At 64.9% G+C, this 12,356-nt stretch carries 7 protein-coding genes; 3 read left to right on the top strand and 4 right to left on the bottom strand.

Features of this window, described 5'->3' with window-relative positions:
- Positions 1 to 5 precede the first annotated feature (5 nt).
- On the bottom strand, positions 6 to 4,187 hold the full coding sequence (locus ACQ4WR_RS23645) for an SNF2-related protein (RefSeq protein ID WP_436490265.1): 4,182 nt from the start codon (positions 4,185 to 4,187) through the stop codon (positions 6 to 8).
- Positions 4,184 to 6,142, bottom strand: coding sequence for a dipeptidyl-peptidase 5 (locus ACQ4WR_RS23650; protein ID WP_436490267.1), 1,959 nt, complete (start codon positions 6,140 to 6,142; stop codon positions 4,184 to 4,186). The genes ACQ4WR_RS23645 and ACQ4WR_RS23650 overlap by 4 nt, the downstream gene beginning before the upstream one ends.
- Positions 6,143 to 6,340: 198 nt before the next feature.
- Between ACQ4WR_RS23650 and hemE the strand changes: the two genes are divergently transcribed.
- From hemE to ACQ4WR_RS23665, 3 genes are all read left to right on the top strand, one after another.
- A complete protein-coding gene (gene hemE, locus ACQ4WR_RS23655) occupies positions 6,341 to 7,426 on the top strand; it encodes a uroporphyrinogen decarboxylase (protein ID WP_436490269.1) in 1,086 nt (361 codons plus the stop codon).
- An 869-nt stretch (positions 7,427 to 8,295) separates the two neighbouring features.
- Entirely contained in the window at positions 8,296 to 9,960 is a 1,665-nt protein-coding gene (locus ACQ4WR_RS23660; protein WP_436490270.1) for a sensor histidine kinase, read from the top strand.
- Complete coding sequence (locus tag ACQ4WR_RS23665; RefSeq protein ID WP_436490272.1) at positions 9,957 to 10,652, top strand: response regulator; 696 nt, start codon at positions 9,957 to 9,959, stop codon at positions 10,650 to 10,652. The genes ACQ4WR_RS23660 and ACQ4WR_RS23665 overlap by 4 nt, the downstream gene beginning before the upstream one ends.
- Positions 10,653 to 10,718: 66 nt before the next feature.
- Here ACQ4WR_RS23665 and ACQ4WR_RS23670 read toward each other — a convergent pair whose 3' ends face one another.
- Together ACQ4WR_RS23670 and ACQ4WR_RS23675 are read right to left on the bottom strand one after the other, a co-directional pair.
- A complete protein-coding gene (locus tag ACQ4WR_RS23670) occupies positions 10,719 to 11,912 on the bottom strand; it encodes a pilus assembly protein TadG-related protein (protein ID WP_436490274.1) in 1,194 nt (397 codons plus the stop codon).
- A 41-nt stretch (positions 11,913 to 11,953) separates the two neighbouring features.
- The gene (locus tag ACQ4WR_RS23675) at positions 11,954 to 12,355 is read right to left on the bottom strand and encodes a TadE/TadG family type IV pilus assembly protein (RefSeq protein ID WP_180979648.1); all 402 of its coding nucleotides are present in this window, start codon (positions 12,353 to 12,355) and stop codon (positions 11,954 to 11,956) included.
- Position 12,356 lies beyond the last annotated feature (1 nt).

The following is a 12,356-nucleotide window of genomic DNA, read 5'->3' on the forward strand; positions in this document are numbered from 1 at the left end:
CAAGCTCATCGCTTCAAGCCCTCCTGCAGCATGCCCAGCATGTCGCCCGCCGACATGCGCGCGGCCGCGTCGCTGCCTTCCAGCAGACTGTCGGCCAGGTCGCGCTTGTGCTGGTGCAATTCAACGATGCCTTCCTCGATCGTGTGCCTGGCCACCAGCCGATAAATGGTGACGGGACGCAACTGCCCCATGCGGTGGGCGCGGTCCGAGGCCTGGTCTTCGACGGCCGGATTCCACCATGGGTCCATGTGGATCACGTAATCGGCCGCCGTCAGGTTGATGCCCATGCCGCCCGCCTTCAGGCTGATCAGGAAGACATCGCCTTCGCCGGCCTGGAAGGCATCCACGCGGCGCTTGCGCTCCTGCATGGGCGTACTGCCGTCGAGATACTGGTAACTGACGCCATGCTGTTCCAGGTGCTGGCGGATCAAGGTCAGATGGTCGACGAACTGGCTGAAGACGAGCACCTTGTGGCGGTTTTCCAGCAAGCCCGACAGCAGTTGCGCGAAGGCCGCCAGCTTGCTGCTGGCCAGGCCCAGTTCCGGCGCCACCAACTGCGGATTGCAGCAGGCGCGGCGCAGCTTCATGATTTCCGCCAGGATCTGGATGGCCTTTTTCGATGCCGGCCCTTCCACCATCGCCAGCTTTTCCAGCGCTTCGCGGCGCAAGGATTCGTACAGTGCCGTTTCCTGCGGTGACAATTCCACTTCCAGCACGATTTCCGTGCGCGATGGCAGTTCCGACAGCACTTGCGTCTTGGTCCGGCGCAGGATGAACGGCGCGATCAAACGCCGCAGCCGCAGGCGCGCACCGGCCGCCGCCCGTTTATCCTGGTCCTTCTCGATGGGACCGGCAAAGCGCAGGTTGAACTGGTCGAGCGTGCCCAGCAAACCGGGATTGATAAAACGGAACAGATTCCACAATTCGCCCAGGTGGTTTTCCAGCGGCGTGCCGCTGGCTACCATGCGGAAGTCGCCTTGCAGGCCCATCACGGCTTGCGAGCGCTTGGTGGCGCCATTCTTGATTGCCTGCGCTTCGTCCAGGACGATCGTATGCCAGTGCACGCCGGCAAACATGGCCGCTTCCTGCTGCAGCAAGCCATAGCTGGCCACCACCACGTCGAACGGTTGCAGGGTCTCCAGCATGCCGGCGCGGTCGCCCGAGCCGAACAGTTTGATGTTCAAGGTGGGGGCGAAGCGCTGCGCTTCGCTGATCCAGTTCATGCACACGGACGTGGGGGCCACGACCAGGGTAGGGCCATTGGGCGCGCGCGCCAGGATCAGTGCCAGCGCCTGCAATGTCTTGCCGAGTCCCATGTCGTCAGCCAGGCAGGCGCCCACGCCCCAGTGCGCCAGACGCGCCAGCCAGTTGAAGCCGGCCAGCTGGTAGTCGCGCAGGTCCGCCTGCAAGGTGCTGGGCAGCTGCGGCTGATAGTCGTCGAGGGCGCGCAGGCGCAGCAAGTGTTCGCGCCACAATTTGTCGGCGTTGACGCCGCCCGCATCGTTGGCCAGCTCTTCCAGCGCAAACGCGGCCAGGGGGTGGATGTGCACGCCATCGGCATGCGCTTCGCCATACGCGGCCAGCTCCGACAGGCGGCGGTGCAATTCGTCGCTGAGCGCCAGGAACTGGTTGTCGCCCAGGGCCACGAAGCGGCTTTTATTGTTCTGCATCAAGTCGAGCAGGGCGCGCAAATCCATCACCTTGTCTTCGTCGATCTGTACTTCGCCGCTGGCGGCAAACCAGTCTTTTTCGCTCTTGATGTTCAGTCGCATCTGGCCGCTGTCGATGCGTTTCGACACGCGCATGGTTTCGCCTTCGGGCCATGCCAGGACCATGCCGGCGGGATCGAGCGCCTGCAATTCCACCAGCAGTTGCAGGCCCAGCGCTGGCTGGCCCAGCAGCCATTCGCCATGCTCTTCTTCCGCCTCTTCCAGCACCAGGCATTGTCCGATCAGCTGGCGCTGCGCTTCGCGTTCCGCGTTCAGGTCGCGCCGCGCCTGCACGGCCCGGCCCGCCACATCGGCAAACACGCTTTCGGCGCCGCTGCCGGGCGCGTAATAGGCGCCGTTGTCGAGCAGCGGGCGCACCAAAATCTGCATTTTCAGGCCTTGCTGATACGGCAGCAGGTGCACGTGCAGGCGGTGATCGGCCGTGATGCTTTCCGCGTCGCCGGCGCCGCCGCCGATGTCCGATTGCACGGTCACCATCGAGGAGATGGCGCCGATCGCCTGCATCACCTGTTTTTCCGCATGCAGCGGCACGGACAGGCCCAGGCCGACGATGGCGCCGATGCGCCGGTGCTCGTCGAGGATGTGCACCACGCGCAGGCGCGTCGGTGTCTCGCGCTGCACCACCACGTTGCTGCCGCTGTCGGGCAGCGGCGGCTGCATGCCCAGCCACAACTGCCCTTCGTGCGACTTGATCAGCAGCTCGGGCGCGCCGGCGATCAGTTCCACGCGCGTGTCGGGATGGTCGAGCCAGAACACCAGCGGGTGGCCCACCAGCAGCACGGCCGCTTTGTCGAGCTCGATTTCATAGCGTGGCGCGGATGAATAATATTGCTTGAACGGTGCGATGCTGCCGGCCGCGCGCGCATCCTGCGGCGTGAGGAAATCGATGTCGCCCGCCTCTTCGGCCAGGCGTTTGAGGCCCATGGCGCGGCCCTTGCTCCAGCCGCCACGGGCATCGCGTTTCTGCTCGCGCACCTCCACGGCCGTGAGGCCAAAGCGCGGGTCGAACGCCACCAGCCACACCAGGCGCGAAACGCTGCCGATGGCTTCGGCGGGCGCGTTCTGCTGCAGGTTGATCAGCGCGCTCAGCTGGCGCTGCCACGCTTCCTGGCGCTCGAACCACGGCGCCATGTCCGTCAAGCCGTGCCTGGCCCGCCTGGCCGTGGCATAGCGCTCCTGTTCCGGCTCGCTCATCAGGCCCAGCAGGCCGGCCGCCTGCGCCGCGATCAGCTCGTAGCCAGCCGCGTCCGCCTGCTGCACCAGCAGGCGCAGCTGGGGCTTGCGTTCGGCCAGTTGCGGCAACGCAAGCCAGTAATACAGCAAGGCCTGGAACAGCTGCGCCTGCAAGCCGGTCTCCCAGTTACGTGTGGGAATCGCGTCGGCTTGCAGCACGCCGGCGCGTACCAGGCGCAAGGTATTGAGCTGATGGTAGACGATGCTGTCGTGGTTGGGCTGCGCGTGCAGGGCGATATCGAGATAGCTTTCCGCGTTTTTCAGCAGCTTGGCGTCGTTGCCGCGCAGCAGGGCCAGCACATATAAATGGCCGCCGATGCCGGTGAAACACAGCTTGCGCTTGCCCGCCTCCTTGCGCAGCCCTTTCAAGGCCGTTTCAAAGCCCGCCACGGCGCGCGCATGTTCGCCGCGCAACAGGGCGATGCTGCTGTCGATAAACAGCACCTGCGGCCCTTGCTGGCCCGCCAGGTAGCGCGCGGCCGTGTCGAGTTCGCCGCACAGCAGGGCATCCTCGGCCAGGGCCAGCGGCAGGGCGGCGCCGATATGGTCGCCGGCCGCCGCCTGGCGCGCGTGATGCGCGCGCGCGTAGGCGCGGATGGCGTGCGCCGTGCCTGGCTCGCGCGGGGCATTGCCCAGCAGCACGGCGAGTATGTCATCCTGCAATTGCGGCATGACGAAGGACAACATTTCCGGTTCGAATGGACGGCCGAAAATCTCGATCAGCGGATGCAGCTGCTGCGCTTCATAGCAGGCCATGCAGGCGGCCAGGATGGCAGCCACGTGGCGTACCTCGTCATTGCGCAGCAGGGCGATGCGCAGGCGCGCCACGCCTTGCCGGTAGCTGCGCAATTCCACATAGCCATCCCAGTTGCGGCGCACGGGATTGATGGTTTCGATGGCCTGGCACAGGTCGCGGAACGCCAGGTGCTCGATGGCCGCGCGCATGGCGGGCCAGCGCAGCTTCGCTTCGCAGGCATAGCCGCGCCCGACGATTTCCGACGCCAGCGCCAGGCGCGCCAGCCGCTGCAGCATGCCCGTGACGGCAGCCAGGGTAAATGGCGTGCCGTCCGGCTCGACCACGTTGGCGCGCTGCAAGTGTTCATACACGGCATGCTTGCCCACCGGCTCGCCCGTGATCGCCAGCAAGGCCAGGATCATTTGCTCGTGCCGCTCCAGGGCCGCGAACTCCTCCAGCAAATGCTGGTCTACAGTCTGTTCGGTCATGCAGGCAGATTATCGATATGCACGGGCGGCTCGCCGGCCGCCACGGGCAGGCCGAACACGCGCTGGTAGAAATACAGTTCCGCGTCCAGCGTGCGCACGATGTTTTCCGCCTTGCGGAAGCCGTGTCCCTCGCCTTCGAGCGGCACGTAGGCCACCGGCACGCCGCGCGCCTGCAGCGCGTCGACCATCAGCTGCGACTGCTGCGGCGGCACCACCTTGTCATCGAGTCCCTGGAAGAAGATCATGGGGCGCGACAGCTTATCCGTGTGGTGGATGGGCGAACGCTCGCGGTACAGGGCCTCGGCTTGCGGCTGCGAGGCGATCAGGTAGTCGGTGTAGCGCGATTCGAACTTGTGCGAATCGTTGTCCAGGCCCTGCAGGTCGGACACGCCATAGTAGCTGGCGCCCGCCTTGAACACATCGTGGAAGGTCAGGGCGCACAGGGTCGTCAGGCCGCCGGCGCTGCCGCCGCGGATGATCAGGCGCTCGGGGTCGGCCAGGCCGTTGGCGGCCAGGTAGCGCGCGCCGGCGATGCAGTCTTCCACGTCGACAATGCCCCACTGGCCGCGCAGCGCGTCTCGGTATTCGCGGCCGAAGCCGCTGCTGCCGCCATAGTTGACGTCGAGCACGCCGATGCCGCGGCTGGTCCAGTACTGCGTCGCCAGTTTCAGGGTATTGCTGGCCATGCTGGTGGGGCCGCCATGGCTGATGACGATGACGGGCGGTAACGTTCCTGCCGGCGCCTGCACGTCGGTGTTGTGCGGCGCATAGAAGAAGGCGTGCGCCGTGCGGCCATTGCTGCTGCTAAAACTCAGGCTGCGCGGCACGGACAGGTAGCCCAGCGCCGGCAGGGCCGTGATCGACTGCGCCAGCACTTCCAGCTCATGGTTAGCCAGATCGATGCGCGCCAGTTCCAGCGCGATGGTGGGGCTGCCGCCCAGCAGCGCGACGAAGCCGGGTCCCACGCGCAGTTCGCGGATTTCCTGGTATGGATGGGGTATCGGTTCCAGCTTGGCCGCCGCCACGTTCAATTGCGCCAGATAGCTGATGCCGGCCTGGATATACGTGCAGACGATCTCGTCATCGGAAAGAAAACCGTACATGCTGCCGCCGAAGGTCCAGTGCGGCGTGGCAAATTCCGCTTCCATCGGGCACAGCGCTTCGATCTCGCCGGCGTGCAATCGATACAAATTCCACCAGCCGCTGCTGTCGGAGACAAAATGCAGCAAGCCATTGGGCGACCATTCCGGCTGGCAAATCGACTCGCGCATGCCGCCGGCGATCAGGCGGGGCGAACCGAGGCTGCCATCGGCCTGCACGTCGGCCAGCCACAGTTCCGTGCCTTGCCACGGCAGGCGCGGGTGATCCCAGCTGATCCAGGCCAGCTGGCTGCCGTCCGGCGACAGGCGCGGCGCCGCATAGAAGTCGTGGCCGCGCGCCAGCACCGTTTCACTGCCGTCGAACGCCACGGCGGACAGGCTGTTTTCCGGCTGCGCATGGCCCTCGTGCGGATGCTGCTCGCGCACGGCAATCAGGCGCGCGCGCGCCGCATCGATGACGAAGTCCGCATGGCGCGTGTTGCCGCCCGCGCTGAAGGCTTCCGGCGCGCCATCGCCGGCAATGCGGTACAGGCGGTTGTCGGCGAAATGCGAGAACACGATGCTGTCGCCGGCAACGGCATACGCGCCACCGCCGTATTCATGCACGCGCGTGCGCACATTGAACGGCGCCGGCGTCAGTTCATCGACGCGCGCGCCGCGCTGGCGCAGCAGGGTGTTGCGGCCCGCTTCGCTGGCGCGGCCCGCCAGCCAGTACACGTCATCGCCAGCGGCGCCGCCCAGGGCCAGCTGCGTCAGCGGCGAGGCGCCGGCGGCGACGATGGCCGCGCTGATCGGCGAGGGCCAGGTGCCGTAAGGGGCGGTGAGGGCGGATGGACTGGATGCGGTCGATGTCATGCGGGCTCCGTATGGTGGTGGGATCGGGGCCGCCAGGCAGGGTCAGGGCGCGCGGCGGTGTCCGTCATCATAATGGAAGGGCAGGCACAACGAAAGCGGTGGCGCGTGCGGCAAATGCTGCAAAGCGGCACCGGAATCAATGAAATGGCGGCGATTGGATGCGATAATACCGCTTCTCCAAGCTATTGATTGCCTTCCATGCCACAATTTGCTCCGCTCCAGAATGACACTTTCCTGCGCGCCCTGCTGCGCCAGCCGACCGAGCACACGCCTGTCTGGCTGATGCGCCAGGCCGGACGCTACCTGCCCGAGTACCGCGCCACGCGCGAGCGGGCCGGCTCCTTCCTGGGCCTGGCAAAGAATCCCGACTACGCCACGGAAGTCACCTTGCAGCCGCTGGAACGCTTTCCGCTCGACGCGGCGATCCTGTTTTCCGACATCCTGACGGTGCCCGACGCCATGGGCCTGGGCCTGTATTTCGCCGATGGCGAAGGACCGAAGTTCGAGCGCCCGCTGCGCACGGAACAGGACGTCAAGGCCCTGCAAGTGCCGGACCTGGACTCGCTCGACTATGTGTTCAAGGCCGTCACGCAGATCCGCACGGAACTCAACGGTCGCGTGCCGCTGATCGGTTTTTCCGGCAGCCCGTGGACCCTGGCCTGCTACATGGTGGAAGGCGGCGGCTCGAAAGAGTTCCATACCATCAAGAAGATGCTGTACAGCCGTCCGGACCTGATGCACCACATCCTGGCCATCAACGCCACCTCCGTGGCGCAATACCTGAACGCGCAAATCGATGCCGGCGCGCAAGCCGTGATGATTTTCGATTCCTGGGGCGGTGCGCTGGCCGATGGCGCCTACCAGGAATTCTCGCTGGCCTACATGCAGCAGGTGGTGGCGCAGCTGAAACGCGACAAGGACGGCGTGAAGATCCCGGCCATCGTGTTTACCAAGGGCGGCGGCCAGTGGATCGAGCAGATCGCCGACATCGGCGCCGATGCCGTGGGCCTGGACTGGACCGTCAACCTGACGCGCGCGCGCCAGCTGGTCGGTCATAAAGTGGGCTTGCAGGGCAATCTCGACCCCGCCATCCTGTTCGCCAGCCCCGAGCAGATCCGCGCCGAAGTGGCGAAAGTGCTCAACGCGTTTGGCGCGCCATCGGCCGGCACGGGTCACGTATTCAACCTGGGCCATGGTATTTCCCAGTTCACGCCGCCGGAATCCGTGGAAGCCATGGTGGAAGCGGTGCACAGCATGAGCCGCGCCATGCGCAGCGGCCAGTAATACCGCGTTCTTCCCCTGATCGGGGACGCACAAGGCAGGCTTTCCCACGGAAGCCTGCCTTTTTTCATGGCTGCCGCATAGCAGGAAAGACCGACTTATGCACAATTTTTTTTGCTGCGGAAATAATAGGCAACGAATACGCCTTGCCCGGGGAGTCTATGCAAGTATTTGATTATTAAGAACTAAAAATTTCATTTCCGCACGGACTTCAGGCTTGCGGACGAGGTTATGCTTGCCTTTGGACGGCTTATCAGTTCATTGTCCACAAAGTTATCAACAGATTCTGTGGATAAAATTGAAAAGTATTTTGTTAACCGGTACTTAGCGCAGATGTGCAGGTTTCACGCGAAGTGTATGTTGCAGCGCATGATATTTAAACAATTTTCAGGCGCCGGTGGCGCGTTGACCAGGCGCTTGCCAGACAACAGCGTAGTTTGCCCGGGCGTGGCCAGAAAGACATTGATTTGAGTCATACAAATTGTGTCTATTCTTGTGTAAAAAAAGCATGAACAGCTCAGTTATGCACAGACGCGTGGAAAGTCTCCCGCTTTTCGCCGTCCCGGGCAGGGATTTTCAAGTCATTGATTTTAAATAGTTTAATTTTCTTGCGTGCCCCCCTTGACGGCGCTCAAAATTTTCTGTCCACATTATTCTTGACGTTAATTTTGTTTTGTCCACAAAGTTATCCACAGACATCTTTCACAGGCAGCGGCATTCTTTGCCTGGGTAAAGAAGCGCATATTTTCCTGTAGACAAACACTAGTTCCCTGCGTACACTCGCGCATTGCAAAGAAAGCAATTTTATAGTTTTTGCATAGTGGCAAGACGTTTGACCTTGCCTGGATGACATCCCACGGCGCGGAGGTACGGTGAAGGACGAGAACGCATTCAGCGTGCAGTTGACGAGCGATACCGCCGACGCTGCCATGGTCTGCGGGATCCGCCTGCTGCTGGCCGTGTTTGCCGTACTCATCTGCGTATTCAACCCGGGCGGCGACACCCGCCTGAGCGGCTTGGCCACCGTCGTCTGCGGCGCGTATGCCCTGCACAGCGCGGCCCTGTTCGCCGTCATGCTGATCCGCCTGTCCAGCATGCCCGGCAAGGCCATCTACTGGTACGACGTGGCCTGGTTCGGCCTGATCGTGTATTACAGCGGCAGCAGCAACGGCTATGTCTTCCTGCTGTTCTTTTTCGCCATCCTGGCCGCTTCGTTCCAGTTCGGCTTTCGCGAAGGCGCGCGCGTGACCCTGCTGTCGGCCGCCGCGCTGATGCTTGTGGCCCTGCTGGCCGAGACGCCGGAACAGCGCTGGCACTTGCTGTGGTGTACCAGCTTCCTGCTGGCGCTGGGCCACCTGATCGCCTACTGGGGCGGCATGGGCTTGCAGCAGAAGCGCCGCTTGGCCCTGCTGCGCGACGTCAGCCGCCTGTCCAATCCCCGTTTCGGCGTCAACCATTCGCTGTCGTCCGTGATGGAAAAGAACCGGGTGTTCTTCCGTGCCAGCAGCTGCATCCTGGTGCTGCAGGATGGCGATTCCGACAAATGGCTGCTGCGCACGGCGACGGCGGCCAATGCGGGCATGGCCATCGCGCCCGTGCGCCTGAGCGCCAGCGCCATGCCGGCCCTGCTGGCCTTCGCGCCCGACCAGAGCGTGCTGCATGCGCGTGCGCGCCTGTGGCCCTGGCTGGGCGGCACGCGCGTGCTGGCGCGCGGCTGCAGCAAGTGGCGCCGCTTCGGCGGCGATGCGGGCGAACGCCTGGTCGAACTGCTCGAGGCGCGCGCCTTCATCAGCGCCTCCCTGCGCCTGCGCAAAGGGCAGGGGCGCGTCTACCTGATGTCGTCGCAGCACGGTTTCAGCAAGGCCGATGCGCTGTTTCTCAAGCATATCGTGGCGCAAGTATTCCCGATGATGGAAAACATCGAACTGCTTGACCGCCTGGCCTCGGAAGCGGGCCAGCGCGAACGGCAGAAGATCGCCTGTGACTTGCATGACAGTACCTTGCAGCCGTATATCGGCTTGCGCCACGGCATCAGCGCCGTGCGCCAGGCGGCCGCGCCCGGCAACCCCCTGATCGATGATCTCGACAAGCTGCTGGCGATGGCCACCGAAGTGGTGGGCGACATGCGCCATTTCGTCACCAACCTGAACAACGGCCAGCTGCGCAAGGAGCCGGAGCTGCTGCTGGCCCTGCGGCGCCAGGCGGAACAGGTGCGCCAGTTCTATGACATCGACATCGTCCTGCGCGCCTCGCCCGCCATCGAAGTGAGCGACCGCCTGGCGGCCGAAGTGTTCCAGATCGTCAGCGAGGGCATCAGCAATATCCGCAAGCATACGCGGGCGCGGCATGGCGTGATCGAGCTGGGCTGCGACAATGGCTGGCTGCAAATCTTGATTGAAAACGAGGGCGACGGCATGCCGGCCACGCCGTTTACGCCCTCGTCGATCGCCACGCGCACCAGCGCGCTGGGCGGGCGCCTGCTGGTGCTGCGTCCTGGCGATGGCGGCACCTCGCTGCAGATTGCGATTCCCCTGTGAGCCCGCACGGCAACCTGCCGCCCGGTGCCGGCACGGCCATCCGCGTGATGCTGGTCGACGACCACAAGACCATGCTGTGGGGCCTGGAAAAACTCATCGAGGGCACGCCGGAAATGTGTCTGGTGGGTTCGGCCGGCGACGCCGACGCGGCGCTGGCCATGGCGGCGGCCATGCGGCCGCACGTGATCGTGCTGGACCTGGACCTGGGCGGCTCCTGCTCCACCGATATCCTGCCCCAGCTGCTGGCCGATGGCGCGACGCGGGCCCTGGTGCTGAGCGGCACGCGCAGCCAGGAATTGCTGGGCAAGGCCGTGCGCGCGGGCGCGCGCGGCGCGCTGGGCAAGGAGGCGCCGGCGGAACTGCTGCTGCAGGTGATCCGCAAGGTGCACCAGGGCGAATTGTGGCTGGAGCAGACCTTGCTTGGCTCCCTGCTGGGCGAGTTGCTGGCGCCCAAGGCGCCGCCGCCGCGCAATCCCGAGGATGCGCGCATCGCCAGCCTGACGGCCAAGGAACGCAAGATCGTCGGCATGATCATGGATGGCAATGGCGCCCTCAACAAGGACCTGGCGCAGCGCGCCTTCATCGCCGAACACACCTTGCGCAACCACCTGAGCTCGATCTATCACAAGCTGGGCGTGAGCAACCGCCTGGAGCTGTACGTGTATGCCACGCGGCACAAGATTTGCCCGTGACGCCAGCAGCCTGTCCCGCCAGGTGCCTGTCTCGCCGGCAAGGACGCTCGCTGCCGGCACAGGCGTCTATTCGGCAATGGCCACGCGCGAACCCTGATAGGCGGCGTTGTAGACGGGCTTGTTAAATTGCGTCAGCATGCCGCCCGTAAACGACATGGTGTCGGCGATCAGCATCAGATAGGGCTGGCCTTTCAGGGCGCCGCTGCCCACCAGGTTGAGTGCCGACGAAGGAAAGTACAACGTGCCCGCCAGCTCGCCGCTGACGCCGCCCGTGATCGCATTGCTGCCCGTGACCTTGGCGCGGTCGCCATAGAACAGAATGCCGGCCATGGGACCCACCTCGGGCGCCGACAGCTTGAGCACGCCGCTGCCCGTGATCGTCACGGGACCCTGCGTATAAAACGCCACGCCGCTGCCGTTCAGGTTGACGGCGCCATCGGCCGTGAAGCCGCCCTGCAGCACATAGATGCCCGGGTTGAAGTTGACCGTCATGCCGCCCGATAAATGAATGCCGCCTGGATACACGCCCGGCTGCAGTGTATGCGTGCCCGTGCCCGTCAGCTTGCCATTGGCCTGCGTGGCGCCGCCGCCGGGCGCCTGCAGGGCCGCCAGCGGGTCGCGCCGCGCCGCCTGCCCCACCTGCGGCGCGGGCAAAAAGACGCTGCCGCTGTCGTGCCGGTAGCCGGGCGCCTGCACGCCGATGCTGTCGGCGCGGATGGTCATGGCGCCGCTGGCCGACAGGGTGTTGGGCGTGCTGCCGTTGACGAAGATCGAACAGTGCTCGCCCGAAATTTCACCGGCGCCCGTGACCGTCATGGCGTCGGCCACGTTCTTGCTGTTGAGGGCGAGAAAACAGCTGGCGTCGGGCCGCGCGCCGGCTACCGCGCGCGCCGTCACCTCCACCGTGGGAAAGCCGAACAGGCCCATGAAATGCGTGGGGACGTCCTGCGCCAGCCGCACTTCCGCGTAGCCGGGACGCGCCGCATGCGCGCCGGAGACGGGCGGCGTATCGACCTGCGTGCCGCTGGCGGCGAAACCGTTCAGGGCGGCATCGTGCTTGCCGGCCGCGATGACTTCGGCCACGCCGGCCTGGCGCTGCAGTTCCAGCGCCGCCGAAATGGCGCCCGCGTCGGCCGCCGTCTGCATGCGGCGCTTGGCCAGGTAGACATTGCCGCTGTCGCCGGTCAGGCCGGCAAAGCCCAGCAGCAACGGCAGGAGCAGGGCGGTGGCGACGGGAATGCTGCCGCGTTGGTGCCGCACAAAAAGGGGAGGACGCAAGCGCATCGGGAGCCTGGTAGTGGTTAGTTGGAAATCATCATGCTGGCCGAGCTGTGCAGGGCAATGCCCAGCGTGCCGAACAGGGGCGTGACGGGATAAAAGACATAGCGGGTCGTCACCGTGACGACCTTGCCGGGCGCGTTCTCGCCATCTTCCCAGCTGACTTCGATGGCATCGAAGCGCTGGCCCACGGCATGGCCCTGCACGCGTGCGCGGATCAGCGCGCGCGCCTGTTCGCGGCTGTAGCGTCCTTCGCTGTTGCTCAGTACGCTGGCATGGCGCACGCCTTCGCGGCTCGCATGCGAGATGGTGTTGTAGTTCCAGGCGACCAGGCCCAGGTTGGCAATGGCAAACACCAGCAGCAGGAGCAGGCCCAGGATGAGGCCGAATTCGACGGCGAAGGCGCCGCGCTGGCGTGCGTGCATG

Source organism: Janthinobacterium amylolyticum (genome assembly GCF_051380655.1).
Taxonomy (GTDB): Bacteria; Pseudomonadota; Gammaproteobacteria; order Burkholderiales; family Burkholderiaceae_D; genus Janthinobacterium.